The 26,809-nt window shown below is 64.2% G+C and carries 28 protein-coding genes and 1 pseudogene; 9 read left to right on the top strand and 20 right to left on the bottom strand.

Annotation, left to right across the window (positions count from 1 at the left end):
• Positions 1–1,760: 1,760 nt before the first annotated feature.
• The 13 genes from IFU30_RS20705 to IFU30_RS13390 form a co-directional block, all read right to left on the bottom strand.
• Positions 1,761–1,886, bottom strand: coding sequence for a hypothetical protein (locus IFU30_RS20705; RefSeq protein ID WP_256431135.1), 126 nt, complete (start codon positions 1,884–1,886; stop codon positions 1,761–1,763).
• A gap of 62 nt (positions 1,887–1,948) precedes the next feature.
• Entirely contained in the window at positions 1,949–3,139 is a 1,191-nt protein-coding gene (locus tag IFU30_RS13445; RefSeq protein ID WP_137243583.1) for an ABC transporter permease, read from the bottom strand.
• Positions 3,136–3,834, bottom strand: coding sequence for an ABC transporter ATP-binding protein (locus IFU30_RS13440; RefSeq protein ID WP_137243582.1), 699 nt, complete (start codon positions 3,832–3,834; stop codon positions 3,136–3,138). Before IFU30_RS13440 ends, IFU30_RS13445 begins: the two co-directional genes overlap by 4 nt.
• Entirely contained in the window at positions 3,831–5,042 is a 1,212-nt protein-coding gene (locus IFU30_RS13435) for an efflux RND transporter periplasmic adaptor subunit (protein ID WP_192005571.1), read from the bottom strand. The genes IFU30_RS13440 and IFU30_RS13435 overlap by 4 nt, the downstream gene beginning before the upstream one ends.
• A gap of 35 nt (positions 5,043–5,077) precedes the next feature.
• On the bottom strand, positions 5,078–6,550 hold the full coding sequence (locus IFU30_RS13430) for a sensor histidine kinase (protein ID WP_137243580.1): 1,473 nt from the start codon (positions 6,548–6,550) through the stop codon (positions 5,078–5,080).
• Entirely contained in the window at positions 6,540–7,262 is a 723-nt protein-coding gene (locus tag IFU30_RS13425) for a response regulator transcription factor (RefSeq protein ID WP_191941592.1), read from the bottom strand. The genes IFU30_RS13430 and IFU30_RS13425 overlap by 11 nt, the downstream gene beginning before the upstream one ends.
• A gap of 1,024 nt (positions 7,263–8,286) precedes the next feature.
• Positions 8,287–8,589 (bottom strand): hypothetical protein, encoded by a 303-nt coding sequence (locus tag IFU30_RS21045; RefSeq protein ID WP_428844508.1) that lies wholly within the window; start codon positions 8,587–8,589, stop codon positions 8,287–8,289.
• A gap of 14 nt (positions 8,590–8,603) precedes the next feature.
• On the bottom strand, positions 8,604–9,941 hold the full coding sequence (locus IFU30_RS13415) for an MFS transporter (RefSeq protein ID WP_197977579.1): 1,338 nt from the start codon (positions 9,939–9,941) through the stop codon (positions 8,604–8,606).
• A 1-nt stretch (position 9,942) separates the two neighbouring features.
• Entirely contained in the window at positions 9,943–11,418 is a 1,476-nt protein-coding gene (locus tag IFU30_RS13410) for an ATP-binding cassette domain-containing protein (RefSeq protein ID WP_137243579.1), read from the bottom strand.
• Positions 11,415–12,185: an energy-coupling factor transporter transmembrane component T gene (locus IFU30_RS13405; protein WP_137243578.1), complete on the bottom strand. Its 771-nt coding sequence runs from the start codon at positions 12,183–12,185 to the stop codon at positions 11,415–11,417. The genes IFU30_RS13410 and IFU30_RS13405 overlap by 4 nt, the downstream gene beginning before the upstream one ends.
• Positions 12,182–12,829, bottom strand: a complete 648-nt coding sequence (locus IFU30_RS13400) for an MptD family putative ECF transporter S component (protein ID WP_137243577.1) — start codon at positions 12,827–12,829, stop codon at positions 12,182–12,184. The genes IFU30_RS13405 and IFU30_RS13400 overlap by 4 nt, the downstream gene beginning before the upstream one ends.
• Positions 12,826–14,589: an ABC transporter ATP-binding protein gene (locus IFU30_RS13395; protein ID WP_249404859.1), complete on the bottom strand. Its 1,764-nt coding sequence runs from the start codon at positions 14,587–14,589 to the stop codon at positions 12,826–12,828. The genes IFU30_RS13400 and IFU30_RS13395 overlap by 4 nt, the downstream gene beginning before the upstream one ends.
• Before the next feature lie 8 nt (positions 14,590–14,597).
• A complete protein-coding gene (locus IFU30_RS13390; protein WP_137243575.1) occupies positions 14,598–16,358 on the bottom strand; it encodes an ABC transporter ATP-binding protein in 1,761 nt (586 codons plus the stop codon).
• Positions 16,359–16,376: 18 nt separating this feature from the next.
• Between IFU30_RS13390 and IFU30_RS13385 the strand changes: the two genes are divergently transcribed.
• Entirely contained in the window at positions 16,377–17,192 is an 816-nt protein-coding gene (locus IFU30_RS13385; RefSeq protein WP_240044054.1) for a TetR/AcrR family transcriptional regulator, read from the top strand.
• A gap of 109 nt (positions 17,193–17,301) precedes the next feature.
• Here the strand turns inward: IFU30_RS13385 and IFU30_RS13380 are convergent, their stop codons facing one another.
• Positions 17,302–17,505 (bottom strand): hypothetical protein, encoded by a 204-nt coding sequence (locus IFU30_RS13380; RefSeq protein WP_137243574.1) that lies wholly within the window; start codon positions 17,503–17,505, stop codon positions 17,302–17,304.
• Positions 17,506–17,995: 490 nt separating this feature from the next.
• Between IFU30_RS13380 and IFU30_RS13375 the strand changes: the two genes are divergently transcribed.
• The 5 genes from IFU30_RS13375 to IFU30_RS13355 all read left to right on the top strand — a co-directional run bounded on the left by IFU30_RS13375 (position 17,996) and on the right by IFU30_RS13355 (position 20,613).
• The gene (locus tag IFU30_RS13375) at positions 17,996–18,607 is read left to right on the top strand and encodes a hypothetical protein (protein WP_137243573.1); all 612 of its coding nucleotides are present in this window, start codon (positions 17,996–17,998) and stop codon (positions 18,605–18,607) included.
• Between the two features lie 281 nt (positions 18,608–18,888).
• Entirely contained in the window at positions 18,889–19,299 is a 411-nt protein-coding gene (locus IFU30_RS13370) for a hypothetical protein (protein WP_137243572.1), read from the top strand.
• Positions 19,296–19,766 (top strand): hypothetical protein, encoded by a 471-nt coding sequence (locus IFU30_RS13365; RefSeq protein ID WP_137243571.1) that lies wholly within the window; start codon positions 19,296–19,298, stop codon positions 19,764–19,766. Before IFU30_RS13370 ends, IFU30_RS13365 begins: the two co-directional genes overlap by 4 nt.
• On the top strand, positions 19,763–20,062 hold the full coding sequence (locus tag IFU30_RS13360) for a hypothetical protein (RefSeq protein WP_161578627.1): 300 nt from the start codon (positions 19,763–19,765) through the stop codon (positions 20,060–20,062). Before IFU30_RS13365 ends, IFU30_RS13360 begins: the two co-directional genes overlap by 4 nt.
• Positions 20,059–20,613, top strand: a complete 555-nt coding sequence (locus tag IFU30_RS13355) for an HXXEE domain-containing protein (RefSeq protein ID WP_192005570.1) — start codon at positions 20,059–20,061, stop codon at positions 20,611–20,613. The genes IFU30_RS13360 and IFU30_RS13355 overlap by 4 nt, the downstream gene beginning before the upstream one ends.
• Positions 20,614–20,695: 82 nt before the next feature.
• Here the strand turns inward: IFU30_RS13355 and IFU30_RS13350 are convergent, their stop codons facing one another.
• The 5 genes and pseudogenes from IFU30_RS13350 to IFU30_RS20130 form a co-directional block, all read right to left on the bottom strand.
• Positions 20,696–20,944 (bottom strand): hypothetical protein, encoded by a 249-nt coding sequence (locus IFU30_RS13350; RefSeq protein ID WP_137243569.1) that lies wholly within the window; start codon positions 20,942–20,944, stop codon positions 20,696–20,698.
• A gap of 436 nt (positions 20,945–21,380) precedes the next feature.
• Positions 21,381–21,505, bottom strand: a pseudogene (locus tag IFU30_RS21040) (recombinase family protein); the annotation flags it as partial.
• A 19-nt stretch (positions 21,506–21,524) separates the two neighbouring features.
• Positions 21,525–22,220 (bottom strand): hypothetical protein, encoded by a 696-nt coding sequence (locus IFU30_RS13345; protein ID WP_137243568.1) that lies wholly within the window; start codon positions 22,218–22,220, stop codon positions 21,525–21,527.
• Between the two features lie 802 nt (positions 22,221–23,022).
• Positions 23,023–23,223 (bottom strand): hypothetical protein, encoded by a 201-nt coding sequence (locus IFU30_RS13340; protein ID WP_137243567.1) that lies wholly within the window; start codon positions 23,221–23,223, stop codon positions 23,023–23,025.
• 140 nt (positions 23,224–23,363) lie between these two features.
• Positions 23,364–23,558 carry a hypothetical protein gene (locus IFU30_RS20130; protein WP_137243566.1) on the bottom strand — a complete coding sequence of 65 codons (195 nt, stop codon included), beginning with the start codon at positions 23,556–23,558 and terminating at the stop codon, positions 23,364–23,366.
• A gap of 108 nt (positions 23,559–23,666) precedes the next feature.
• On the opposite strand from IFU30_RS20130, the gene IFU30_RS20915 reads away from it, so the two are divergent.
• Positions 23,667–24,044, top strand: coding sequence for a histone-like nucleoid-structuring protein Lsr2 (locus IFU30_RS20915; RefSeq protein WP_342450869.1), 378 nt, complete (start codon positions 23,667–23,669; stop codon positions 24,042–24,044).
• A 35-nt stretch (positions 24,045–24,079) separates the two neighbouring features.
• Positions 24,080–24,649: a hypothetical protein gene (locus IFU30_RS13330; RefSeq protein ID WP_137243564.1), complete on the top strand. Its 570-nt coding sequence runs from the start codon at positions 24,080–24,082 to the stop codon at positions 24,647–24,649.
• A 771-nt stretch (positions 24,650–25,420) separates the two neighbouring features.
• Here IFU30_RS13330 and IFU30_RS13325 read toward each other — a convergent pair.
• Positions 25,421–25,771, bottom strand: coding sequence for a hypothetical protein (locus IFU30_RS13325; RefSeq protein ID WP_137243563.1), 351 nt, complete (start codon positions 25,769–25,771; stop codon positions 25,421–25,423).
• A gap of 213 nt (positions 25,772–25,984) precedes the next feature.
• On the opposite strand from IFU30_RS13325, the gene IFU30_RS13320 reads away from it, so the two are divergent.
• Entirely contained in the window at positions 25,985–26,656 is a 672-nt protein-coding gene (locus IFU30_RS13320; protein WP_137243562.1) for a hypothetical protein, read from the top strand.
• Positions 26,657–26,809: the final 153 nt, after the last annotated feature.

Below are 26,809 nucleotides of genomic sequence, written 5' to 3'. Positions count from 1 at the left end.
CGTCTTGAGGCTGTCGGATGATACTCATCGGGGGCCAATCTGTTTACGAAAAAGCGCGCCGGTTTCGCGGTGATCCTTGCCACCATGTCGGTTGCGATGGTCGGGATAGCAGGTGCTGCACCCGGAGGAAGGGCATCTACTAGGGTTCGGACGTCTGCTGGCAGGTCGACCGTGCGTGCCTCTGCCGGAGCGAGGCTGTCTGGTTCGGATCGTGATGAAGTACTTCGAGCGGGAAAGCGAGCTAGAGCCATCACTGTCTCGGCGGCGCAAGCAAAGACGACGCGCGGATGGGTCGATCCTCGACGAAGAAGGATCTGGTGCAGTCGCGCGTCGATGGCGTCAGACACCTCAGCAGTGGCGAGCGCCGAGCCAATGGCCGCGGCGGTCAGCCCTGAGCGCAATGGGCGCCGGAAAGGGTCGTCTCGGAGATCGAGCAGCCCAACCCGGATGACGAAACTCGAGAGCGCGACGGAACTGAAACGCACTACGTGCCGGCTCTCGACTCCGGCCGCCGCAGAGTCGCGGTACGCCAGCAGTCCGCACGCCAGACTCGCAGCTACGGCATGACGCTTGCCCCCTGGATCTGCCGATCGGGACAGCGAACGGAGCATGCGGGAGGTTTCACGGGGCGAGTCTGGCGTCGGGCAACTGTATCTGAGCGCCTCTTACGATTCTGAACGGCTCGATGGCGTAGCTCGTGCGGTCGAACACTCAGCCGCCGTGATACTTCAGCGAACACACGGGGATGCCCCCGGAATATGCTTCGCCGCGGCTCCCGGGATCGGCGCGGCGCGCAGTCTTACAGACGACCACTTCGGATTCATTGTGAGGTTGTTGGGTTCGTTCCGACGAAAGGGGAGTGATGGGCGCGAGCCGCGAACCCCACGAACTCAACATGACCAATGAGGGCTCCAGGTGGACGGCCGTCGCCGTCGACCTCGCGCTCAGGGGCGGACCCTCGTTGAAATGGGCGACAGGGCCGTGATCTGACCGGAGGCTCGCTCGACGTCTCAGCCGAGTCGTCCGCGACCTCGACGTCCGGACGCGGCAGACTACTGATTTCGCCGGCCGTCTTCCTGTGGCCGTCGCGCTCGCGTGACGCTCACGGTCGTCTGCTGACGGTAGACGGCGAGGATATGGAGCATGAGTCCGGCCCTTGCAGTCCGCTTCCTTTCTCGCCATCCTTTGGATCGGTCTTCTCCTGAGCTAGCGCTGATCCCAGTCCCAGTCCCAGTCCGGCAGGTTCATACCGGGCATCGCGTTGAGCGACTGTTGCTATTCGCGGCGTTCAGTGGTCTCGCTTGCATTTGGCAGGGGTGCCGTCCCAGGTGCGGAACATCAAGGGCGACGCTCGTTTCCTGTGCCGTGCGCGAATCAACCTTGTCGAGGACCGCGTCTAAGCTGCTCGAGGGACCGTTCGTTCAGGACGTACGGGCGCACCCAAGGGCAGTGTTCGTCGCATGTCGCTTCAGAGCCGGTGGATTCATTCGCGCAGCTCTAGAGAACGGCTTCCAGATCGAACGTCGACCGTTAGAGGGAAATTAGAGCTCTTGTCGGCACCGGCTACCAGCGATCACCCTTCATCCATCGCCTTCAGACAGCTGGACACGGCCTATGCCAGCGCTTGTGGTGTTTACGCGTCTGTGCCTCGAATGAGTCTTCGGGGAGGGGGAGAGTATTGGAGGCATCTTGGTCTTGGTTTGATGTGTACTCCGTTTGCGGTGCTTTCCGACCGAAAGGAAAGAATAGGGTACGGGATGTCAGAGTAGGAAGACGAGCGTGTACGCGAGTGTGAGGAGTAGGCCGAGAAGGATCACCGTGGTGGCGAGGATTCCGATGAGCACGGTTGTCTGTGCACTTTCTTGCTCGGTGGACGAGGCGGACATGGGTGTTGTCTTGGGATGCTTCACGGTGATCCTCTCGGTGAGCGTGTGATGGAGCGCTTGATTTAGGTGCCGACGCGGAGGGCGTCGACCGGGTTGAGTCGGGCCGCTTGGACCGCGGGGTACGTTCCGAAGAAGATGCCGATTGTTACGGAAAGGCCAGCGGCCAGCAACACGGTGGTTCCATCGATGACTGGCATGACGCCATTGATGGGGAATCTAGTGACGATGAGCGCGGTGAGGACGCCGAGGCTTCCGCCGATCACGCTGAGAGCGGTCGCTTCGATGACGAACTGACCCGCGATTGAGGGGGCTGGAGCGCCAAGAGCTTTTCGAATTCCGATTTCTCGTGTGCGTTCGCGCACGGTCAGCAGCATGACGTTGGTGACGCCGATTCCGCCGACGAGGAGGCTGATTGCGGCGACGCTCGAGAGCATCCCGTTCAGGCTTTCTTGGGCGCCGCCGAGTGTTTCGCGGAGTTGGTCGGAGGAGAAGATGTTTGGGGATGGTGTTCCGCGAGCCGCAAGGATGCTGACCGCTTGGGTCTTTGCCGCGTTGACGGCGGTGGGGGAACGTGCGCTAAGGGTGATGCTTGCGAGGGGACCGTATCCGCTGATGGTCGCGCGCATTCGGTCGATTGGGGCTATGAGGGTTCCATCTCCACCTTGGGTGCCGAATTTCTTGTCGGCGGCGGTGGGTGCAAGGATTCCGACGACTCGGATGGGGCTGCCGCCAGCAAGTATTGTTTGTCCGATCGCGGAGCGTCCTTCGGGGAACAGCTTGCTCGCGAGTGTCTGGTCCACGACGCCGACCGCTTCTCCGCCGAGGGCGTCGGACAGGGTGAAGGTTCTTCCCGTGACGAGCTGGGAGTTCTTGATGGTGAAGTACTCGGGGGTTGTTCCGATGATGGAGGCGGAGGCGGCTTCGGCGCCTGCGATGATCTTCGTATAGCCGCCGGCGGTGGGGGCCACCAGGTCGATGTCTGTGCCGAGTGGGCTCTCCGAGAGCGCGGTCGCGTCATCGAGGGTGAGCTGTGATTGTCCGACGTCTTGGGAGTATCCGGGGAACAGATCGATGGCACTGGCGCCGAGGGAGGCGATTTGGTCGTTGACCTGTTTCGTCGTTCCGTTGCCAACGGCTACCAGGGTGATCACAGAGCTGACTCCGATGAGGACCATGAGGACAGTGAGTCCCGATCGGGTGATGTTTCCTCGGATGCCGCGGATAGAAGATGCGGCAAGTTCAGCGAGTGTCATGAGCGCATCGTCTCGTTCTCGGTGTTCTGAATAACTGAGCCGTCCCGCATGGTGATGACGCGTTGTGCGCGAGCGGCTACGTCGTCCTCGTGAGTGATGATGATGATGGTTGCTCCTGCTTCATGGAGTTCGTCGAAAATCTGGAGGACACCGTTTGTTGCATGGGAGTCCAGGTTTCCTGTTGGCTCGTCGGCGAGAATGAAACTTGGCTCGTTCACGAGGGACCGGGCGACTGCGACGCGTTGTTGTTGTCCGCCCGACAGCTGGTTCGGTCGATGCTGCTCGCGGTCGTGCAGACCTACCAGGTGCAGTGCGTTCCTGGCTCGTTCTCGGCGGTCGCGGCGTGCAACGCCGGCATAGACCATCGGGAGTTCAACGTTCTCCATGGCGGTAAGCGCGGGAATTAGATTGAAGGATTGGAAGACGTATCCGATTTCGGTGTTGCGGATACGAGCAACCTCTCGTTCCGAGAGTCCATCAACCTGGGTGCCGGCGATGTGCAGCGAACCCGAGCTGGGACGGTCGAGGCATCCGAGGATATTGAGCAGGCTGGACTTCCCGGATCCGGACGGTCCGACGATGGCTAGGTACTGGCCTTGCGGAACAGCCAGGTCGACACCGTCCAGGGCGTTCACGTCGCCATTGCCGCTGCTGTAGGTGCGGTAGACGCTCCGAAGCTCGATCGCGGCTGTCATTGCGCGCTCCCCATTGGTGCTTTCCCCGCGCTGCCTGCTGCCGGGAGCTCGATGATGTCGCCTGGTTCGAGACCGTCGAGAATCTCGATGATGCCGTTGCCCGATAGGCCGATTGTCACCGGCACGGAACGTGGTGCCGCATTTTTGCCCGCTGGCACTCTCATGACCGTTGTCTTGCCAGGCACCGACTGATTGATAGCGGCAGCTGGCAGGGTGAGCACAGCTGTCCGAGAGGCTGTGACGATGGCGACGAACCCCGTCTGGCCGAGTTTCACGGTCGCAGGCGGATTGGACAGCTGGATTGTCACCGGGTAGCTGACGACTCCGTCAGTGGATGTCTGCGGGGTTGGAGCTACGGCGACGATGGTGCCTGACGTTGGGGCCTCGGATGGCCCACCTGCCAGCGTCACACTGGCGATTTGCTCGAGGGCAACGCGGCCGATATCCGCCTCGGGGATGAGGGCAGTGACCCGTAACGTGGATGTGTCCGAAATGGTGATCAGCGCGGTTGAAGCGGCCGGCTTTGCGGCGTCGGCGGCGGGTGCTTCGCTGGAGGTGCCTCCGCCAGAGGTCACGGAACCGACGGTCCCGTTGATGGCCGTCACGACCCCGGCGATCGGTGCTTTGAGTACTGTCTGGTCTCGCGCCGCCTGCGCAGCAGCGATCTCTCGAGCGGCGTCATCTCGAGCCTTCACAGCGTTTACGACATCCGTGTCTCGGCCGGGAAGCGATTCTTCCTGGCTGCGCACCGACGACACCGCTGACGCATACTCAGGTGCGTCTGGTGCAATCGCATTGAGGGTGTCTCGTGCGTCTGTCAGATTCTGTTTCGCCGAGGCATAGCTGCTTCGCGCGTTCACGACTGCGGTGTCCGCCGCTGAGAGAGCTTCTTGAGCCTTCTCTAACGCACGATCGGCGTCGGCCGGATCGACTGCGGCGAGGTCCTGGCCGACGGCGACTGCTTGTCCGAGGGTCACCGAGATGGAGGAGATGGTTCCTGGGCGGGCGAACGAAGCATTCGATGTCTGCGCTGCGGAGATCGCACCTTTGCCGCTGACGGTGGAGGTGACATCGCCCCTCGTCACCTTGACGGTCGACGTTGGGGCCGGGGGACTCGAAAACGATCCGCCCAACGCAAACACGCTGGCTGCAGCAATAGCTATGGCCGAAGCCCCCAGTACGACGATGACCATGCGTTTCTTCCTCATGGACATTGACCGTAGGGGTCGAAGTTAGGACTAACTTAAGCGCGCTGGCGCGGGATCTGCACCCGGAAGGTTGTGCCATCGACGGAGCTCAGCACACTCACGGTGCCTCCGAGTGCTTGGACGGTCGCGTCGACAATGGCTAAGCCGAGACCGACGGATCCGGTACGCCGCGATGAGTCGACCCGCCCCTGACTGAACCGGTCGAAGATTCTCGGCACGATCTCAGGGGCGATACCCGGCCCCTGATCTGCGACCTCGATGGCGACGAACTCGGTGCCCGGAATCAGCGAAACGGTGACTGCTGTCTTCGCGGGGGTGTGTTCGCGAGCGTTTGCGCAGAGATTGATGAGGACCTGGCGGATGGCAGCCTCATCGCTCTCAACGATCACCGGGGTGGGCGGGAGCTTGAACGTCCAGACACGTTCAGGAGACGCAATTCGCGCGTCCTCCACAGTTTCTACGAGCAGGAGCGAAAGGTCAGTGGGGGATCGGGCAAGGTCTCGCCCAGCGTCAAGTTTGGCGAGGGTCAATAGGTCTGCGACCAGGCTCGACAGGCGGATCGATTCCGAGGTGATGCGTGACAGCCCGCGCCGGACTTCGTCTGGCACGTCCGAGGCCCGCGCGTTGTGCTCGGCGTAGCCCCGAATCGAGGCCAGCGGATTACGAAGTTCATGACTCGCTTCTGCTACGAAGCGGCGCATCGCTTCTTCCGTTTGGAAACGTGCGTCGAGCGACATCTCAACATTGTCCAGAAGGCGGTTCAACGCGAGACCAACCATCCCTGCCTCAGTCCGCTCACCCAGCTCTACCGGATTCAACCGACGCCCGATGATGATCGCGCCGGACGAAAGCGGCATCGTCGCGACCTCGTCTGAGATCTCCACGATCTGTTCGAGCGGGACCATCGCCCGTCGAACGGAGCGATAGCCCAACACTGCCGCGACCGTCGCAGCAACCAACGACATCACACACGTGGTGACAAGGAGAGTGATGAGCGTGGAGACGATCGGGGTCTCCTCCACTCCGACGACGACCACACCACCCGCCCCACGACCGTTTGAGTCGTAGTCGTAGTACGTCGCGAGAGACCTGTACTGGTTTCCGTCAATGCTGATCGTGAAAAGGCCCCCATCGGGTTCAGTGCTCGCGGCGAGCGTCCGATTCTCCCGCGCATTGAGAGTTCGCAGCACGTACTTGCCGGTGAAGATATTCGAGGTCGTCACCACGTCGTCGACCAGAATGGCTCGGAAGCTACCGGAGGTGATCGGAAAAGAGTCGTCGTACCGGTACATCGGGAGCGCCTCGGGATCGTCGACCTGCGAGTGGATCGAATCCAAACTGGTGTTGAGAGCGAGAACGATGCTCTCATCGAGCTGGCGATTGAGCGTCGAAGAGACCGCGATCAACGAACCCAGCGTCACGACGGTGGTCGCGCCGAGAACCAGTACTGCGATTATCCGCACAATCGCGACTCGTAACGGGGCGCGTTCGAGCGATCTATCGGCCATCGGACGGCTCGGCGGCTCGGATCACGTAGCCGACGCGTCGAATGGTGTGGATCATCGGCGGTCTGCCCTCGTCAATCTTGCGACGCAGATAGGAGATGTAGAGCTCGACGAGATTTGATCCCCTGCCATAGTCGTAGTCCCAGACCTGGTTCAAGATCTGCTCCTTTGACAAGACGCGACCAGCGTTCTCGAGCAGATAGTGCAGCAGCGCGAATTCTCGCGCGGTCAGGCGAATGTCCTCCCCCGCGCGGCGCACGCAGTGTCTCTCTGGGACCAACTCGAGATCACCGAGACGAAGAGCGGAGCTCTGGCTGTCTCCAACGCTGGTGCTTGAGCGCCTGAGCAGACCGCGGAGTCGAGACACCACTTCGTCGATGCTGAAGGGTTTGGTGACGTAATCGTCGCCACCGGCATCAATGCCCAGAATGCGGTCTTCGACTGCGTCGTTCGCGGTGAGGAACAGCACACGGATATCGGGTAACTGCGTGCGTATGCGGTCGAGTACGTCCAGGCCGCTGAAGTCGGGCAGCACGATGTCAAGCACGGCGATATCTGGCTGGAACGTCAGTGCTGTACGGACGGCTGACATGCCCGTGCTGGCAGTTTCGACTGTCCACCCCTGCCCCGTCAGTACCTCGGCGAGTAGTTCGCGAATGCCCTCCTCATCGTCGACGATGAGAACGCGAATCTGGGTGGCTTGTGCACCGGTCAAGGGGACCTCTCCGTTCGTTGCATCTTTCGTCGATGAGCTGAGTGCTTCCGGACCGGGTAGCCGAAGGGGTGCCCGGTTTTGATGTCTCGCCCGACGAGTATGCAGGACTTCGAACGGCACGGGCTGGTCGTCGTGGAATGAGCGGTGGTTCCAGCGCTTGCTCACTCACCGAACGGGAGCGAGACGGTGAGGTTTCACGTTTTGCCTTGCCGAGCATAACGTCCTCACTCGCCACGCATGGGCCGGTATCGGTTGTTCCTTCCGATGAAGACCTTGAGGCATCGGCATCCGGACCGGGTGCGATGATCCACGTCGGGGTCGATGACCGGTTCGACAAAACCGGCCTCAGTGGTGACGGAAACCGGGCACACAATTCGATGGTGGTACCGCGGCGCCTCCGTCGGGGAGGCGTGGGCGCCGCGGATGACCAGAGTCTGACAGCTCCTGGTTGCCGGCGGAGTACCTTTCACGTCGAATCTCACCCCTTGTCGTCTCGAGTTCGTGCTGACGGCGCGGTGGGATGGGTAAGCGGAGACTCCACAGGAGGGTGCCGGCGATTGCCATAGGCGCGACCGCGGCGGCGAGCATGCCGCTGATGGCGATGAGGGTGGCGAGGATCCCGTGATGCGCCCAGGGCCCGGCCGGAGTCGTGGGGCTGTCGAGGTAGGTGACGCCGACGGACGGTTCAGCCCGCTGCATGGGCCGACGCTGACAACATCTTCGTCACCTACGCAGGCGAAAGCCAGAAGAATGCGGCGATTGTATCCGCGAAGGCCCTGTTCGCCAGCTTTAGTGCTGCCCGCGACGGGCGGGGTTTCGGCCAGGACGAGAACGCCTTCCAGGCCGGAGGCGTCCGCATCATCAGGGTCATCGAGCAGACCGCGAACGACGTGTTCGTTTGTTGAGCCCGCGTCGGCGCACGGTGGCGAATTCCGGAGCAAGGAAGGCGAGTCGATTGAGTCCTTGCAAACGTACGGTGTCGATTCGATCCAAGCGCTTCTTTCTGTATCACGGCGGCGGGTGGCTACCTCCAGCGGTACGTAATTTTGGCGTCATTGTCGGAACTTGGTGTAACCGCGTTGCTGACCTGATCTTTCAGTATCGACGAGTGAAATACGCGCGTTTCAATGCCCACTGATCTTCCATAGGGTTCGAATCTGCGAAGCGCCGGGCCGCTTAGTCGGCGTGGTCTGCCGAAAGAAGTGACGGCGGTCTTCGCGACGCTATAGGCGAGCTGCGGTCCATCCACGCGATGTGCCCCGATCGAGGAGGCGTTGACGACGGTTCCTCGAGTCTGTTGGAGCGACGGAGTTGCGGCCTTCGTCATGCGTACCGCGGCGGTCAGGTCGACTGCCAGGGCGTCGTCCCAGTCCGTTTCGGGCTACTAGACGAAGGGCGACAGGAGAGGGGGGCGCATTTCCGCTGGCACCTCTTCGCTTGCGCTGGCGTTAAATGGGTGAACTTCTCGCGCGGCGAAATCGTGGATGGATCATTACGAACGCAGCGACGATCGCCAATATCGCGGCACCGACGATCACCGGGAGCGGGGGCCACACGCCGTAGAGCACGGTAGCGGCCGTGGGTGCGACGACGAACGTGAGGCCGTTGGTCGCCCCCGATGAGCCCAGCCAGTCCGCCCTGTTCCTCCCGTCGCAGGAGCAGCGACGGCCCGGCGGTGTAGCCCGGGCTGGCAATCCCGAGGCCGAGGCCGACCAGCAAGATCGCGACGACGAGCGGAACGGTGCCCAGGTCAGGAACCAGCACGACGAAGCCGAGGAGGGCGACGATGCTCCCGACGCGCAGGAGCGCCGCCGGTGACCAGCCGATGCGCGGCACGATGGCCGCCTGCGCGACGATGAGACCGAACCCCACCGCGAGCAGGGCGCAGCCGGTGACCACGCCCGTCATCGCAGAGCCGAGCCCCAGCCGGTCCTCCACAAGGAATCCGATCACCACGTGAATGAAGCCGAGGGCGGTGAACATCCCGAATCCGGCGACGAGGAACGGCCAGATCCGAGTGTCGCGCGGGCTGACACGGGCAGGAGCGGAGATGAGTACGTGCCGCTGCTCCGGGCGCAGCCGGAGTGCGAGGAGCACAAGGCCGGCCCCAAGCAGGATCGGCACAGCGATGAGCGGCGCCAAGAGGTCGAGCCCCACTGGCGTGCCGCCGACGGCCGCGCCGCCGATCATCGCCATCCCCTGCACGGCGCCGACACCCACCATGCCTTTGACGCGGGCCGCCTCGTCGCTCGTGACGTCGGCGATGTACGCCTGCGCGGTGGGCGGGACGGCGGCGATCGCGGCACCGAAGCCGACGCCGCGAAGTGCAAGGAAGAGCAGGAAGAGGACGGTTCCAGCCAGCGCGCCCGTTATCCCGAGCCAGGCGACGACCGCGAACAGCACCGTAGCGACAGTCGCTATCGCGAAGGCCATTACGAGCACCGGTTTGCGGCCCGCCGACTGCGAGCGACGCCCCCAGTACTGGCTCGTGAGGACGAGGGTGAGCGCGGCGGTGCTGATCGTGACGCCGACTTGCCATTCCGCGAGACCGACCTCGCGGGCCAGTGGCGCGATGATCGGGTTCAGCGTCATCTGTCCCAGGTAGATCACGAACACCGCCCCAAGGACGAGGCGGATCTGAGGCTTCCGAGTGGTTCCCGCCGAAACGGAGGAGGTCATGTCACCTCCTTGACGGGTTCGACGTGGCCGCGGGTCGCGGGTCGGCGGCGGGACGCGGCGGCACGAGCACAAGTTCGGCGTCCGCGGCGAAGGTGAGCAGATCCTCATCGTGGCTGATGAGCAGGACGACCGCGCCGTCGGCCGCGACGCGGCGGATCTGCGTGGCGATTGACTGCAGGTGCCTGCGGTCGACTCCCGATGACGGCTCGTCGAAGACGACGACGCGGCGTCCGGCGACACGTACGGCCGCGACGACGAGGCGTTGCTGCTGCCCACCCGATAGCGACAGCGGATGGCGCTCTGCGAGATGGTCGAGATCCATGTCGGTGAGAATATCGGCACGGTCGGACAGGGCCGCGTCCGTGTCTGCAAGGGCGATCTCCGCCGCCACGCTGTCGGTGAACAGCTGACGCTGCACGTCCTGCATCACAATTGCGCTCGCCCCCTGTCGCGCCCGTCGTGAGAGCGCCATGCCTTCCCATCGGACGGTGCCGGTGCTGCGCTGCAGCCCGATCACGATTCTGGCCAAGGTGGATTTGCCTGCGCCGTTTGAGCCGCGCAGAGCCGTCACCTGCCCGGCCGAGAACGCGACACGGTCGATGCTGAGGACGGTGCGTCCGTCGAACGCGCACCGGATGTCTTCCAGCACGAGCGTTGCGTCGGGCACCGGCGCGGCGGGTGCGGCGACGCTCGCACCGGTCGCGGCGATAGCGGGAAGCGCCGCTGCTCGCACGACCCCGCGGAGCCCCTCCGCCGCTAAGGTCTCGTCGGCAATGCCGCGGAACTCGGACGCTGTCCAGACGACGTCGATCGCGCCGTCGCGCATCACGACGACACGGTCGAGCACGTCCTGTAGATAGCGCAGGCGGTGCTCGGCGACGACGATGGTCATACCGGCCGCTTTGAGCGCGCCGAGCGTCGCGGCGAGCCGGTCGACGGCGTCGGCCGACAGGTTGGATGAGGGCTCGTCGAGCAGCAGCACGCGAGGCTGGTGTGTGGCGGCGGAGGCGATCGCCACCTGCTGCTGCTCGCCGCCAGACATCCGCTGCAGAGACTGCCCGAGCGGCACGAACGGCGCCAGCACGGCGAGCGCTGCGTCCACACGCTCGCTCGCGTGTGCCCGTTCGAAACCAAGGTTCTCCATCGCGAAGGACACCTCGTCCCGGGCGGACTCGGTGAAGAACTGCCGGCGCGGATGCTGCAGCACGGTGCCGGTCACGACTCCCAGCGCGTCGAGCTCAGCTGCGGTCGTAACGAGCCCTGCGACCGTGACGGTGCCGGTGAGGACGCCGTCGTCGTGGATCTGCGGCACCAGCCCGTTGAGTAACCGCAGCGCCGTCGACTTGCCGGAGCCAGATGCGCCGCAGAGAATGACGACTTCACCCGTCTGGACCGACAGCTCGAGCCCGCGCAGGGACGGTGCATGGGCGTGCGGGTAGGTCCACGTGACGTCCTCAACACGAATGACGGGGATCATGTGACGGCCCTCAACAGCAGGGTGGTTGTCGCGAGGGCTGCGGCGAACAGCACGACGAGAAGGTCGCCGAGCCCGAAGCGAGGTGGCACGAGCGGTACCGGCGTGCGATGCGAGCCGAGGCCGCGCAGGATCGCGGCCGCTGAAAGGTCATCGCTCGCGCGCAGGCTCGCGGCGATCATCGGCACGACGAACTGTTCGGCGGCTCGCAGTGGGTGCCGCGCGACACCGCGCGCGTTGACGAGGCCACGCAGTCGCATGGCCTCGAGGACGGCGTGCGCCTCGTTGGCGACCACCGGGAAGAAGCGCACCATGACGCCGAGTGTCACGGCGATCGGGCGGGGCACCCGCCACGCGCGCAGGGAGGCGCTCAGACGTGTCGGAGTGGTAGTGGCGATCAAGTGAGCGCCGATGGCTGCGACGAGAACGAAGCGGAGCAGGTAGGAGGCCCCGACGCCAGCGGTCGTCGTGACCGCGTTCGGCCACACGATCGGCAGCCAAGACTCGAGAGCGGCGAGCACGCCGACGGTGACGAGCAGGGTAAGGGCGCGGCGCCACGCGCGCTCCCAGACCGTGAGAGTGAGGCCCACGGCGAACGCCGCCGGCATCCACCTCGCACCATCGACCTGCATGACCGCGATACTCGTCGCAACGAGGAGGAGGATGGCCGTGCGCGGGTCGAGCCCCCGGGGCGGCTGCGGGTCCGTGATGTCGACGTCGACGGCGTGCTTTTCCGTGCGACGAGCGCTGTCGGTGTCGACGCGGGTCATGCCAGGCCGGCCCTGCGGAAGTGCTTTGCGAGCAGACGGGTGCCCAGCAGACCGCCGAGGAACCCACACATGACGGTCGCGAGGAACATGAGCAGGATCGTCGGCACCGTCACGAGCTCGCGGAAGACCCGGGCGTAGTCCTCGCCGTAGGCTTCGAGGCCGTAGTTCGCGAGGTATCCCGCAGGATCGATCAGGAACGGCACCCACGGTCCAATGAACCATGCAGAGAACACCGTGTAGGTCCAGATGGCGGCCCACGTGCTGCCGTAGTTCGCCGCAGCCATGATCAATTCGCCCGCGAGTGAGACCGCCACAATGAGGAGCGCAGACTGCCATGGGTGACCGATGACCAGATCGAGGGCGGCCAGTGCCGCACCCATCAGAGAAACCATCCCCGCGTGACGCACACGCGTGAGGAAGAGCATGTACGGGATACCGGCAACGATCGGCGTGAGGGAAAGCGTGGCGATCATCACCATGGGACTGATGACGCCGAGCATTGCCATGGCGAACACGACGACGAAGTAGATGACGGCGAAGATCGCAACGTTGACGATGTCGCGGGCACTGAAGTGCCGTGACCTCTTCGCGGGTGCAGATACAGGTGCGGCGCCCGCGGCGTTCGCTTCGGTGGATTGAGTCATTGAGGTTCCTCTCGGGTCGGGTGCACGGGATGCGCGGGGAAATCTGCGTCGGCGAGCCGCCAGCCGGCGGCATCCACTCGCTCCCGCCAGTAGTCGGCGTAGGCGCCGCCCGCGGCGAGCAGATCGGCGTGCGTGCCGGTCTCGCGAACACCCCCGTCACTGTCGAGCATGATGATGCGGTCTGCGGTCATGATCGTCTGTAGGCGGTGCGCGACGACGATCATCGTGCGCCCCGTGCGTGCGTGGTCGATCGCATCGCCGATCGCGATCTCGTTACCGATGTCGAGGGCGGACGTCGCTTCGTCCAACAGCACGATCGGTGCGTCCTTGAGGAGCGCTCGTGCGATGGACACGCGCTGTCGTTCGCCGCCGGAGAGGTTCGAGCCCCCCTCGCCGACGCGCGCGTCCCAGCCGCCAGGAAGGCGTCCGGCGATCTCGTCCACGCGTGCACGCCTCGCCGCGTCTATGACCTCGTCGCGGGACAGGCCGGGGTTGCCGACCCAGACGTTGTTCAGGATCGTGTCGTCGAACAGATACACGTCCTGGAACACCGGGGCTACGGCGTTTTCGATCACCGCAGTGCCGAGTTCTGGAATGGGGACGCCTCCGATCGACACCGATCCGACCTCGGGGTCGTAGAAGCGGGCGATGAGCTTCGTAATCGTCGTCTTGCCTGATCCGGAGGGACCGACGATGGCCGTCAGGCGCCCGGCCGGGGCGGTGAAACTCAGTCCGCGGAGCACCGCCGGTCCGCCGTAACCGAAGGTGACGTTGCGGAACTCGATGCTCCAGTCGGTGGGAACGGCCGGTGCGGTCGGCTCGGGCAGTGCCTCGACGGCGTACAGCGCGTCGAGGTGGTCGAGCGTGGTGCGGGCCACGGCCACGCCCCCGCCAAGATCGCCGGCGTTCATGATCGGCTCGTTGAAGCGGATGCCAAGGACGAGCAGTGCGATGAGGGTCGCCGGCTCGACCGATCCTCCGATGGCGAGGAGTGTCCCAAGGACCAGGATGACCGTCATCGAGAGCTGTACAAGCCCTGCGAAGGTGGCGATGCCGGCCCCGCCGCCGAAGAGTAGTCGACGATAGGCGTGGTGTTGGTTCTCGAGCGCCTCCGAAACGAGCCGGTCGGCGACCGCTCCGTCTCCCGCGGTGCGAAGCGTCGGCTGGACGCGGGCGAACTCGATGATACGGCTCGACGCTTCCGACGCAGCCTCGGCGTGCACTTTGTCGCCACGGCCGATCGCGGTGTGGATCATGCGGTACCCGACGGCGAGGACGGGGACCATCACGGTCATCGCCAGGGCGAGCCGCCAATCCAAGAAGTACATCCCGACGAGGACCGTCGCGGGTGTGACGAACCCGGTCAGGATCGGCCGCAGCACGGCGTGCGGGGCGGTGGAGACGAACATCGCGCCTTGCGTTGCGATGCTCGTCGTGAGACCGGTCCGGTCCGCAGCAAACCAGGCGATCGGCAGGTCGACGAGACGATCTCCTAGTCGCTTGAGCAGAGACTCTAGGACGGCAGTGCTGGCCTCCATGCCGACCTGACTTGCGACCCACGCCGTAGCGAAATACAGCACCGCCACGATGACCTCGGCGAGGAGCCATCCGCCGACGGCATACGTTTCCCCCGTGAACAGTGACCTCAGCAGGGGAACGAGTAGCAGGAATGCAACTCCCTGGAGGACCGCGGATGCCACGACAAAAGCAAGCTCGATCAAGACGAGTCTGCGCGCTCTCTCCGATGAATAGTGCAGCATGCGACGGATCATCGCGCTGCTCCTTCCGGCAGAGTGCGGGCGTGATTGGACTGGTACTCCGCCCACATACGGGCGAACCGGCCGTTCGCTGCCACCAGTTCGGCGTGGGTGCCGCGCTCGACGATGCGCCCGCCGTCGAGCACGAGGATCTGATCGGCGCCGGTGATCGTGTGGAGCCGGTGCGCAATCACGAGCACAGTGCGATCGGCGGTCAGCGTGCTGAGCGCCTTCTGAATTGCGGCCTCGGAATCGGGATCCGCGAACGCGGTGGCCTCGTCGAGCACGAGCACAGGGGCGTCAGCAAGCAGGGCGCGCGCGATCGTGACGCGCTGCGCCTCGCCGCCCGAGAGGTTCGCGTCGTCACCGACGACCGCGTCGTAGCCGCGCTCGAAGCGGAGGATGCGGTCGTGGATCTGCGCCGCGCGCGCCGCCTGCTCGATCTCGGCATCCGTCGCGCCGGGGCGGCTGAGCCGGATGTTCTCCCGCAAACTCGCGCGGAGCACCTGCACGTCCTGGAAGACAAATCCGACGTCGCGATAGAGTTCGCGCGATCGGAGGTCCCGCACGTCGACGCCGCCGATGGCGACATGGCCGGTGTCGACGTCGTAGTACCGCGGGATCAGCTTCGCGAACGTCGATTTGCCCGAGCCGGAGGCGCCAACCAGGGCGGTCATCGTGCTCGGCGCGCACGCGGCGGCGACGTCGTGGAGCACTCGGTGCGATGCGTCGTAACCGAACGACACGTCGTCGAAGACGACATCTGTCCCCACGGTGGTCCGTGGCGAGGTGGGCTGCGAGAGGGGCGGCAGAGCGAAAAAGGCTGCCAGCGCCTGCCGAGCCTTGGATGCGTTGCGCAGGAACTGTCCCGATGCCCCCAGCTTCATAACCGGGGCTGTGAGCCCGAGCCCCAGCACCACACCCGGGAGGACGTCGATTGGCGTAGCCACTCCGGCGCTCACGAGCCACGCGCCGGCGCCGAGTAAGATCAGCAGTGCCGTCACGGGGGAGCAGATGAGCTCGACGACGGTGAATACCATCGCCGTCTCGCGCGTCCACTCGCCGACGAAGTGTACGTAGCGTTTTGTCGCATCCCGGTACCGGCGATGGCTTCGCCCGAGCTGCCCGAACCGTTTGACTACCGCGATACCGTGGATGAACTCGACGGTAGCGCCGGACAGTGACTGTGTTGCCTCGTCGTACTGCTGATACTTCTCGCCTGCGCCGCGCATCATGAGCGGGTAGCAAAGGGCGACACCGAGTAGCGGTACGAGAGCGGCAAGGGCCATCTGCCACTGCGTCGCGAACAGATACACCAGGCTGATGACCGGAACAGTCACCGCGGTCAGCACGTCCTGGATGGAGTGCGCCACCAGCTGATGCAGCGCTGTCACGTCGCTCTCGACCAGCTTGCGGATGCTGCCCGAGCTGCGCTGCCCGAACCAGCCCAGCGGCAGCTGCTGCAGGTGGCGGATGATCCTCCTACGTAGCGCGACCTGCAGCTCGGCATCTGCGAGGTGGCTCTCGAGGCCGGAAAGGAACGCGCAGCCAACCGCCACGACGAGCGCGACGACGGCGACGACGACGACTGTCCAGGCGCGAGCCTCGTCGATCGGCTCGCCGCCTGGCGCAGGCAGGAGGATCCGCGCGAGTTCAACAATTGCGATGAACGGAACGACGCCGCTCGCCGCGCCGACGACGCCGAGCGCGACGATGCCAAAGATGCTGCCACGCACGGGCGCGAAAAAGTCTGTGGTCGACTGGTCGGTCATGTTTCGCACTCCAAGTTTTTGAGAACGGTTCTCACTGTAATAGAACGGTGTTCAAATGCATTCATCCAATTAGTAAGGGCATCCTTACTTGCTGTCAATATCGGCGTCTATCGACAAGACTGGACGTCGAGCTCGAAGGGCGCGATGACGGACGACCAGGCAACCGCATTCCACGTCGGTATGACGGCGGACGCGGTCGTCGACGCCGCCGCCGAGCTGACGCGCGATTCGCACCTGTGGGGCTGGTCGATCCGCGATCTCGCCCGACGCCTCGGCGTCTCACCTTCGGTGATATACCACCACGTCGGGGGCCGCGACCTGCTCGCGCGTCACGTCGTCGAGCGCGTCGTCGAGGGGTTGAGCGTTCCGCCGCCCGAGAGTCCGTGGGATGAGTGGTTCCGCACCTTCCTCCTCTCCGCCTATGGTCCGGTGGCGGCCTACCCCGGTGTGGCGAAATGGCTGCTGCTGCACGGACCGACCTTCCGCACGACCCTCGATGTGATCGACACCGGTACAGCCCTTCTGCGGCGCGCAGGATTCGGAGACGACGCCGGCTTTGCGTATGCCGCTCTCCTGAACAACGCGATGCTCACCATCTCGATCGGCGACGACCGGCTGGTCCACGAGGACGACGGTCCTCGCGATCACGCGACGATGATGGACGAGTTCGCCCGCATGGCGCTGGGCCGGCCCGGCGTCGAGGTACTCGCGGCATCCCTGCTCACGCCCTTTGCCGAGGGCGGGCCCGGTGCCAAACAGCTGCGCGAACGCTACTTCCGGTTCGTCGTCGACACCACGATCGCCGGGCTCGCGACGCTGCTCGGTGCGTGTTGACGACACTCCGAGTGGAAGTCGGACGGCTTCTGGTGGTCGGGGAGGACGCTTTCCGTCGTATCTCACCCTTTGTTGCCTCGAGCTCGAGATGAGAGCGCGGGGTGGTGGTTCAGCGGATGAGGCTCATGAGGATGGTGCCGGCGATCGTGGCCGTCGCGACCATCGCGGCGATGGTGCCGCTGATGGCGATGAAGGTCGCGAGGATGCCGCCGGCGAGGATCCCGATGAACGTTCCGAGCTGCGCCCAGAGCCCGGCCGGTGTTAGCGGGCTGTCGACGTAAGCGACGCCGGTGGTCGGTTCAGGCTGCTGCATGGGTTGTGGCGGGGGAGCTCAAGAGGTGTCCGCTGGTGTCGGGGCAGCCGGCGGCTTGCCAGTCAGCGTAGGTGTGGTCATGGGCGATGGTGCATCAGCGGGGACGTGGATGCCGTCGCCGGTTCGTTTTGAGGTGAAGATCTCGAGATGTTGAGTGCCTCCGAGAGGCGTGTCTGTGGTCACGGGTCGGCTTCCGCTCAGTGGTGGTCAGCTGAGGGGACGGCGGTCCTCGCCGGGTGTGATGCTGTGGCGACGGATGTCAGCCGGAATCTCACCCGCTTGACGTACAGCGCATCACCGTGCGTCGACGCGGATACACGGGTATCAGAGGTGTGGAGCCGCCTCACGGGTGAAATGTCGGGTGAAGGTCACGGTCGCGGGTCGTTGGGAGAGTCCCGTGCGTCGCATCCTGAGTCGAGCGCTCCGGTTTCTGGCGGATTCTGCTCCTCGTCATTCGTGTCATTATCGATCACCGCAGAGGGAACATCACATGGGAACCAACCGCAGACTCACTGGAGTGCTCGGCGCTGTGCTCGGCGGGATCCTGGTTCTGGGTGGAGCGTCTTCGGCGAACGCGGTACCGGTGACTTTTTTCTATGGCACGGACGCTGCGGGGCATGCGACGCTCACGGTCACGGGTGAAGCATTGGATCTTGCGGAGGTGCTGGTCCAGTTCAACCAGGAGATTGGCGGACCTGTCGCACCGACTGGCTCCATCACGGTCGCGCTGCGATGCGTCGAAGGGAGCTGGCTGTTCGGGGATGGATCGACTCGCGAGATCGTCGTTGAGAGCATCCAGTTCATCAGCGGCGACGGCATCGAGTCATACGACCTCGATCCAACGCTGTGCTCTGTGGCGGTCACGGAACCCGAAACGCCCGTCGAACCCATCGACACGCCGGCAATCGAAGCCTCGATGCCGCCTGCCGCGACCTCGGCTGTCCCTGCCGCTCCTCCAGAACTCGCCGAGACCGGATTCGGTGGAAGCTCCACCGGTCTTTGCGCACTCACGCTGCTCGCCATCGGTGGTGCGCTGTCCGTGTCTCGGCTCCTTCCCGTGTCGGCCGCGCATCGGATGAGGGCGCAGCGAGCCTCGGTGTGACCGTCGCCGGTTCTGCTAGTGAGTTCAGTGCTCTGACGGCGCCGTTGGGTGAAGTACTCCGACACCCGCATCACGATGCCGGTGCCGGTCCATCTCACAGATGAGGCCATACGTGCCGGTAGCCACGAGTTGAGAGCGGGACCCGAAATGCAGACGAGGCTGCCGTGACCGTACACGCTCGCCCGCTCGCACACGTTCACCGAATGGGTAGCCGCAGGCCGCCCGGCCAGCTATGGCCGCCCGGGTCACGACGACGAGTAATACCGGATACAGGAGCGACCATGAATAGGACCGGCACGCCGATCAGCACCATGTTGGAGCGCCGATCGTTGACGCCCGCGCTCGTGCGTTTGATCGAGAACGCGTGTCGCGCGGAACGCACGGCGTCGGGCACCCACCGGCGCGGCGCGTTCCGCGACACCCGCTACATCATCGGTGCGGTCCTCGCAGCTGGCTTCGTGCCACACGAGGTCGCCAAGATCATCGGCGTGAAAGTCGATTCAGTCCACGCGCGGAGGCAGGTTGATGGACGGTTGACCGTCGCGTCAGCGAGGGCGCTGATGGAAATGAGTGAGCAGGAGCTTCGAGCAACATCCTTGATCGTCCGGCCTGCAGACGAGTACTCAGGCCCGTTCTATCGAACCGTCGACATTGTCACCTACCTGTGTGCCAAAGATGAGGGACGCGTGTGAGCATCGAACCGGCCGGCCCAACGCCCACCGACCTCCTGGAACGCCGCCGTGCGCTCCAGGAGGCAGTCGTTCAGGATTTCCTCGACGATTTCCCGGATCCAACACATCCCGCGGACGTCGCGAAGCGGCTCTACCTCAGCCAAGCGGTCGTGCGATATCATGTGACGACAGGGGACCTCGTCGGCACCTTCCAGGACGGCAGATGGCACATCGACGTGCAAGCGAGCCGCGATTGGATCGCTAGCTCTCTGTCCAGGCGAGCAAGCCGCAGACTTGCACTACAAGAAGCAGCTCAGGGTCCCCGCCCAATAACCGTATCGATCAGTGAACCGGGTGCGCTGCGGCAGCTGCAGGACCTACAAGCCTCAGGACTGACGCTCAACGACGTCGTCGAATACGCACTCCGGTCGTTAGCGGGGAGCGACGACACGGTTCCGCGAGCCGACGACTACGCACCCGCCACATGACCACGCGGCCCGAACCCGCGGCGGAGCTCAACCCCCACGCTCACCGCGCGGTTCGTCGAGATTTCGAGTTGTCGCGGCATGACGTCCCGGTCATCGTCGCGCTTGTCGCCGGCACGGTGCTCCTGAACAGCACGGTCGGTGTCATCGCCGCGCTCATATTGCTGAGAACCGGCTTCTCCCTTGCAGGGCCATGGCAGCTCGGAGTACTGGTCGCTGCCGGGCTCACGACCGTGCTCGCCTGTGCGTTGCGCTTGGGGTCCGGCATCGCACGTCGACGCGGTTCAGAGGTGTCGTGACCAGGACAGGCACCGGCGCAGGCACTGAGCGTGTGGTGTCGTCTCGAGGGTTGAGGAAGGGCGGGCGGTTCCGCGGCCCGGTCTGGTTGTTTGTTGCATGGGTGTTGCACGACATTGAGGAAGGTGCGGCGTTCCCGGCCACCTGCGATCTGCTCGCTGATCGGACGGGGATTCGTGCGTTCCGGATGGATGCTCGCCAGTCCTGGCTGGCTGTTGGTTTGATGGGCTGCTTGGTCGGATTCGCATGTATCCGTGGCGTGCGCACTGCCGGCAGCTCGCCGTTGTATCGTGCGGTCGTTGCGGGGTTGGGTGCGCACACCGGGAGCCATGTGTTGGCGAGCTTGCTCACTCAGGGGTACACCGCGGGTGTGGTGTCTGCGCTGCCGGTGATGTTGCCGGGCGCGATCGTGGCGGAACGAGAACTCGCCCGAAGAGGCCTGCCGATCACGGCGCGGGATCGGGCGATGGGTGCACTCGTGTTGTTGCCGTCAGCGTTCGTCTGCCACCTGATTGCTCGTGTGGTGGTCAAACGTCGGCTGAGGGCTCGGTGACCCTTGCCGGTCTTGGCGGCGGCCGTCCTGCCCTCTGGGTGATGTGAATGCGAGGAGGTGCGGCTCCAGCGTCTGAAGATGCTCACGCGGGTGGGGTAGTGGGGTGCTGGTGTCGGCGGCTGATGGCGATTGCGGTGCTGGTCGCGAGGAGCATGGCGGCCGGCAGTGCGATTGCGAGTGCTAGGCCGAAGGGCGCTTGGAGCAGCATTGCGGCGGCGAATGCTGCTGCGAGGCCGAGACCGAGTCCGGCGCCGGTCATAGCGCTCATGGTGACGGGGTCGATGCGGAAGCGGCGCGTGGTGCTGGGCGTGTGCTTGATGTGTGTGCTCATGCATCCAGCGTAGAAACCGGGTGGCGGGCGAGTCATCCGCCGGTCGGCTGAACTCGAGAACATCTTCTGTCCACCCTCCGACGGAGCGAACACGATCTCAGACACGCATCTACCAGTTCGATGTCGGCTTTGATGAGACGGTCAGGCGCCATGCAGTGCGGGACCTGCGCCACGCCTTCACCGCCGAAAAGATGCGCGAGTGGTACGACGGCTGGCAGCCACTCGAGTTTGTCCAGGAAGGCCGAATCGGCCCTCACGAAACCCTCGCTCAGATCACTGAACGCATTGTCGCGGATATCAGCGCGGGCCAACCCAAGGCTCAGTCGTAGGGCGCCGACTCGAATGGAACGGTCAACATCGTCTTGCCGAAAGGATCTGCCGTTTGGCGGTTGCAGCGAGCGTTTTCGGCTGCCGCGTGCAACCCGCCCCGGAACCGTCAGGGTGTTCGTGCCGTGATGCTGGCCTGGTGTCTGTAGAGCGTTGCTCTGCTCCAGCCGACCAGTGCGGCGGCTTCTGCTGCCGTGCGGCCGCGTCGCGGGCTTCGGCCACGATGGCCAGCTTCATCGTGTTGTCATTTTCTCTATGAGCTGTGCTTTCCAACAGGGACCCGCGATGGCAAGAGCGGATTCGGATATCCCTGGGCGCGAGCCCAATCAGACCAATTGGCAGGGATCCACATTCGTTGCACGAGTTGTGGATGACGGGCATGTCGGCCCATTGCCCAGAGTACGAAGACGAGTTCTGCCCATGGGGATGCGATCCTCCAAGTCACCGGACCATTGGTCGAGGTGCCGCTTAGTTGAACATAGTTGAAAGCGATGATTTCCATTGAATCGACGCTGCCCCAGTCCCAGGCGAAAAGATTCGAGCCAGTGTCCAGGTAGAAGCCCTGGTTGGTGACGACGAGCTGGCCGGTGCTGTCGTGACGCCATGCGAGCTGAGCGTCCGCAGTTGCCTGCGCGCGACGGTTTGAATTGCCGATTGCGCTGCCGATCAAGGTGCCGGCTCCAAGAGCGAGACCCAAACCGCCACTGCCCATGATGAATGTCGAGTTGTGTGAGTAGCTTCCGTTGCCCGCTGTGCGCAAGGCATCAAGTGAGTACGGCCCCCGCGCGAAGGCGACCTCGGCTGATCTCAGTGCGAAGAGCGTGTCGACCTGAAGATCGGGCAATTGTCGAGCTTCGACTTGGGATACGAACTTGCACGTGTGCCAGAGCGCTGAGTCTGCGTCCGTCCATGCGCGCTGCGTGGGAGAGTTCCGATTCTTACGCACCATAGATTGAAGTATATGAGGATCGACGGTCTGGGGAGTCGTCTTGCCGAAGGATCAGCGCTGGCCGCTCGAACTTCGCAAAAGGGAGACTTCATACGAGCGCCTGCTCGCAGAAGCTGCTTTGTGCAACTGGCCATGCGTCCATGGCTCCGCGCTAGCCATGTCGCCTCTCCTGCCGTTGCGTGTGCAGCGTTGAGTGGACCATATCGTCGGCGGAAAACGATCGTTTTTGACCACCCGGGTCCAGCTCCGCAAGACCGCCGTTGTGAATCGCTTTGATAAATGACGCGTTGTTGGCGGCGATAAGTGCCGCCATCACGAGTGGGGATTGGTCTCGGGTGGACGGATCGGGCGGTCTGGGTCGAGTTCGAGTTTCGTGATGGACACGTCGTCGTGCGTGGGCGTCCGCGGCCGATCGGCTGTGATCTGTGGCCGGGGGAGTGGTGTCTGATCGGCGTTGGATGGTGGTACCGCGGCGCCTTCGTCGGGGAGGCGGGGGCGCCGCGGATGGTGGAAGTCTGACAGCTTCTGGTGGACGGGAAGGACAATTCCCCTCGTATCTCACCCTCTGTCGCCTCGAACTCGAGCTGGGTGCGCGGGGCGGTGGTTCAGCGGATGAGGCTCATGAGGATGGTGCCGGCGATCGCGGTCGTCGCGACCGCGGCGGCGAGGGCGCCGCTGGTGGCGATGAGGGTCGTCAGGATTCCGCCGGCGAGGATCCCGATGAACGCTCCGAGCTGCGCCCAGTGCCCAGTGCCCGGCCGGTGTCATTGGGCTGTCAACGTAAGTGACGCCGGCTGACGGTTCAGGCTGCTGCATGGGCTGTGGCGGGTTCGGAAACCAGGTGGCGTCCGCTGGTGTCGGGGCTGCCGGCCGCCTGCCAGTCAGCATAGGTGTGGTCATGGGCGATGGAGCACCAGCAGGGCACGTGGATGCCGTCGCCGGTTCGTTTGGAGGTGAAGATCTCGAGATGCTGAGTGCCTGTGAGAGGCGTGGCTGTGGTCATGGGTCGGCTTCCGCTCAGTGGTGGTCAGCTGAGGGACGGCGGTCCTCACCGGGTGTGATGCTGTGGCGGGGGATGTCAGCCGGAATCTCACCCGCCGGCGGGGGTGGTGGGGGAGTGGTGCTGGTGAGTCGGGGGTCGTGCTAGAGGCGTCGGACGGGCACTGACCGGCGCATCCCCGCGACGGTCATGCGGCCGTCAGTGATCCTGACTTCTGGCTGATCGGCGTCGTGGTGCTCGTAGTAGAGCCCTTCTTGGCGCCACAGTGAGCCGTCGGAGAGTTGGGCGATGGTGTGTCCGGACCGCCCTGACCATGGGCCGTCGATGTGCAGCGTCATGTGTACCTTTCCCGCAGTGTCACTCACCACTGGTCGTGCGACGGTAGCCCGGGAAGATGAACGGCTGGCAGGGGCAATGCCCCGTGAGCCCGAACCCGCACACGGTTGATGGGGGGGGGGGGGGGGGGGGGATCCACGAGCACGTTCTATAGGTCCGCGGGTTCGAGTTCCCTCGGACCATCGACAGCGCTACTGACGACCCCAAGCAGCCCGGATGCGGAAGGATCGGCCGGTCGTCGGGGGTCAGCTGTGGGCTGGCATGATGGCGGCATGGCACAACGGATGATCACGACGCTCATTGATGACCTCGATGGTGTTGAGTTGGCGCGGGGGAGTGGTGAGACGGTCCGCTTCGGTCTCGATGGTCGCGACTACGAGATCGACCTCAGTGATCACAATGCGGCTGAGCTGCGTGAGGTGTTGGCCCCATACGTGGGCGCCGGCCGTCGCAATGTCGCGTTGAGATCTCGGCGAGGGCGCAGGTAGTGCGGCTCTTGGTGCGCGCGAAGGGTTGGTGCTGAGTGCTTTCGGTCGTGGCGGAGGGTACTGCTGCCCCGGCGGACCCGTTCGCCCTGGTGCTGGCTGCTGCGGCGCTGCTGGTGTCGCTTCTGGCTGTGGTTGTTCCGGCTATGTCGGGGCGGCAGCAGCGGTTGCGGGATGATCGGGCGAAGCGGGCGGAGATGTATCTGGAGCTCATGGAGCTCATTGAGCTTCATGGTCTTTGGGTGGTGGACCGCACGTATGACCTGGTGGAGACGTCGGACAACGACTATGTCACCGAGATGCCGCACCGCAAGACGGCGAAGCCGGAGAGGACGTTGCGGGTTCGTGCGCGGGCGATCGTGAGCGCCTACGCGTCGGTTGATGTTGCGAAGGCCTTCGCGGGATGGCTGGCGACCCTGGAAGCGTTCGAGCAACAGTTGGATCTCTTTGCGTTTATCGCGCACGAGGAGGGAGATCAGGGCGTGAACGCACTGGAGGCGGAGCCTTTCCGAGACGCTGAGGCGATCGCGCGGGGGCTGCTTGCGGATCGGGTGAACGCACAGCTCGTGCGCGAGCGACGTTGGCGTCGGTGGGGCGTGCGGCCGTGACACTCTGCTGTTGTGCGTGATGCTGAGGGCACTCTGAGTCGAATGGCGGATCGCCGAGGGGCGGTCCGGGCCTTAGGGCCGCGGCCCGCTGACCGGCCACCTGCTGGGTAGCATCGCTGCGGCGTGCTGAGAGCTTTGCCGGTGGCCGGCGGTATCGTGGGCGGGTGGATCTCTTCTTGGTGGATACGCGGACCTACGACCGAGCTCTTGGTGCTGCGTTGTCGACATCAGCGTCGCGGTTAGGGTGGTCCGTCGCGCATGTGGCGATGTTGACTCGGATCCGTCCGTGGCGGTTGCGGCGCGTGTTCCTAGGGCGATCGTCGGTTGGGCCGCTTGAGTTGAAGCGATTGCTGTCAGTGTTGAGGCTGGACGCAATCGAGTTCGAGCAGTCGGTCTTCGCGGACGCAGCGGTCGGGCAGCTCCTACTCGAGGCAGAGGGCCTCGAGATCGATAGGCGGATCCGCGAGCACCTTTGAGCTCCGGAAAATCGCGTAGCTTGGGCGCGGATTCCGGTAGTGGAGACTCCGGCTGCAGTCAGTACGCTGAACTCGCGAGAGACCCATGTCTGTCGCTGGCTCCTGGTCTGTTACGCCCCCGCCTGTTGGCCAGGAGCCGTTTTCGGTGCCGGGCACTCACGGATCTCGTTCCGTCGGCCCAGATCCCGATCGACAATTGGTGAGCGCACCACCGGCACGTTCGAGCAGCTGCACCTCTTTCGTGTGTCCAGCTGGCGTTTTCAGCGGGCGGAGATAGGGCGTGATCGCACCATGCTTATTTCCAGCGAAGCTGCTGGCTCCCGGCATCGTCTTGAACGAGCTCACTAATACCCCAGGCCAAGGCAACCCAACCGCTCTGTCGATCGTTCCAGCCCAAGCCGTACTTATCGGCATCAAAGACGTTTGCCCAAGACGCGAGCTGTTCATCCAGCTGCCGCTTGGTGTCAGCGTCGAAGCGGTTCAGCCCGGGGTCATCGACGTGCTTGTCTTTCGCAACTTCGAGCATGCTCTCGATAATCGAGCCTTCGGCCAGTGTGACTACCTGGCTCGGAGTCATCCGGATCTCGGCGGCAGCGAAGCGGAGGGCGAGCGTGTTAATGCGGAGAATATCGGAGACGGTAGCCATACATCGACGGTAGTGCACTGACCTTGCCCGGACCGCAGGGCTCTCCCTAGAGTCGACCCGTTCACTCGCCACCAGCCTCTACCCGTTCGCCGCGGTGGCAGCGACGATGGTCTAGGGGAACAGCGTGACAGCTGTGTCTGTGCAAGTGTATTCGTGCGAGATTGAGGGGGTGACACCTACCCCCGCATCTTGACGGAGCCCTACGATGAGCGCATGAGTGGCCCCAACAGCAGCCGGCGCGCAAAAGTGGTGAAGGCAACGCTGGCTGCCATCGCCACATTGATCCTCTTGCCCATCATTGTCAGCGTTGCGAGCTCATTCTTCGCGGAGCTCGCGAACGATCGGCGGAGAGAGTTCGAAGCGACGTTGACTCTGACCCCGACTCCGGCCCCAAGTGCCACCTCATCCTGTTCGACAGAGTGGGGCGAGGAAGAGTGGAGCGCGGCGGAGGCTGGCCGTCAAATAGTCGAAATCCGCGTCTCCGCGCACGGGGCCTCGTGTTGGTCGGAGAGGCTTCCGCTGGACGACTCGAAGACATTCGACGTGTTGGTGCGGTATGGCAACTTCACTGACGAAATCGTCGAAGACGTCAGTATCGAGGGGTGGATGCCTCGCGGTGTGGAACTCGTCGCCGCGACAACCTACGTTGCGAACACGGCGAACCCGGAGGGCCTGCTCCTCGACGACGATTCAATCCTCGACGGTGGTATCAACATCGGTTCATACTCGCCGCGAGCGGCTGCCTATGTGAATTTCACCGTGAAAGTCACTTCCGACTTCGTGCCGCAGACCTGCGACGTCGGAATGTTCGCCGCCGGTGCACGCCAGATTCTCCCGAAAATCACCTGGTCAACTGCTGGTGTGCTCACCGAGGGAAGCTGCTGAGAACGAGGGCGACCGGACGAGCTAAACCGCCACCTGATGGAGCTCGAGCGGGTGTGACATAGGGGGAGGGGCGAGGCGATCCGGTTCAGCGTCGACAATGCTGAAGCGCTGCGTGGGGCGATGCGGCGGTACATCGATGCCGAACGTCGGGTT

The sequence above is a fragment of the Plantibacter sp. CFBP 8798 genome, assembly GCF_014841195.1.
Taxonomy (GTDB): domain Bacteria; phylum Actinomycetota; class Actinomycetes; order Actinomycetales; family Microbacteriaceae; genus Plantibacter; species Plantibacter auratus.
Note: the sequence above shows the minus strand (reverse complement) of the source record. Positions and strands in the feature narration are given on the sequence as shown.

Coding starts and splice junctions, on each gene's coding strand:
- IFU30_RS13400 (WP_137243577.1), bottom strand. CDS start 12,829: ATGACTCAATCCACCGAAGCGAACGCCGCGGGCGCCGCACCTGTATCT.
- IFU30_RS13370 (WP_137243572.1), top strand. CDS start 18,889: ATGAATAGGACCGGCACGCCGATCAGCACCATGTTGGAGCGCCGATCG.
- IFU30_RS13340 (WP_137243567.1), bottom strand. CDS start 23,223: ATGACCACAGCCACGCCTCTCACAGGCACTCAGCATCTCGAGATCTTC.
- IFU30_RS13415 (WP_197977579.1), bottom strand. CDS start 9,941: ATGACCTCCTCCGTTTCGGCGGGAACCACTCGGAAGCCTCAGATCCGC.
- IFU30_RS13325 (WP_137243563.1), bottom strand. CDS start 25,771: ATGGCTACCGTCTCCGATATTCTCCGCATTAACACGCTCGCCCTCCGC.
- IFU30_RS13440 (WP_137243582.1), bottom strand. CDS start 3,834: ATGACAGCCGCGATCGAGCTTCGGAGCGTCTACCGCACCTACAGCAGC.
- IFU30_RS13445 (WP_137243583.1), bottom strand. CDS start 3,139: ATGACACTCGCTGAACTTGCCGCATCTTCTATCCGCGGCATCCGAGGA.
- IFU30_RS13375 (WP_137243573.1), top strand. CDS start 17,996: ATGGGAACCAACCGCAGACTCACTGGAGTGCTCGGCGCTGTGCTCGGC.
- IFU30_RS13350 (WP_137243569.1), bottom strand. CDS start 20,944: ATGAGCACACACATCAAGCACACGCCCAGCACCACGCGCCGCTTCCGC.
- IFU30_RS13430 (WP_137243580.1), bottom strand. CDS start 6,550: ATGGCCGATAGATCGCTCGAACGCGCCCCGTTACGAGTCGCGATTGTG.
- IFU30_RS13435 (WP_192005571.1), bottom strand. CDS start 5,042: ATGAGGAAGAAACGCATGGTCATCGTCGTACTGGGGGCTTCGGCCATA.
- IFU30_RS20705 (WP_256431135.1), bottom strand. CDS start 1,886: ATGTCCGCCTCGTCCACCGAGCAAGAAAGTGCACAGACAACCGTGCTC.
- IFU30_RS13410 (WP_137243579.1), bottom strand. CDS start 11,418: ATGATCCCCGTCATTCGTGTTGAGGACGTCACGTGGACCTACCCGCAC.
- IFU30_RS20915 (WP_342450869.1), top strand. CDS start 23,667: ATGGGGGGGGGGGGGGGGGGGGGATCCACGAGCACGTTCTATAGGTCC.
- IFU30_RS13345 (WP_137243568.1), bottom strand. CDS start 22,220: ATGGTGCGTAAGAATCGGAACTCTCCCACGCAGCGCGCATGGACGGAC.
- IFU30_RS21045 (WP_428844508.1), bottom strand. CDS start 8,589: ATGACGAAGGCCGCAACTCCGTCGCTCCAACAGACTCGAGGAACCGTC.
- IFU30_RS13360 (WP_161578627.1), top strand. CDS start 19,763: ATGACCACGCGGCCCGAACCCGCGGCGGAGCTCAACCCCCACGCTCAC.
- IFU30_RS20130 (WP_137243566.1), bottom strand. CDS start 23,558: ATGACGCTGCACATCGACGGCCCATGGTCAGGGCGGTCCGGACACACC.
- IFU30_RS13380 (WP_137243574.1), bottom strand. CDS start 17,505: ATGCAGCAGCCTGAACCGACCACCGGCGTCGCTTACGTCGACAGCCCG.
- IFU30_RS13395 (WP_249404859.1), bottom strand. CDS start 14,589: ATGCTGCACTATTCATCGGAGAGAGCGCGCAGACTCGTCTTGATCGAG.
- IFU30_RS13390 (WP_137243575.1), bottom strand. CDS start 16,358: ATGACCGACCAGTCGACCACAGACTTTTTCGCGCCCGTGCGTGGCAGC.
- IFU30_RS13320 (WP_137243562.1), top strand. CDS start 25,985: ATGAGTGGCCCCAACAGCAGCCGGCGCGCAAAAGTGGTGAAGGCAACG.
- IFU30_RS13405 (WP_137243578.1), bottom strand. CDS start 12,185: ATGACCCGCGTCGACACCGACAGCGCTCGTCGCACGGAAAAGCACGCC.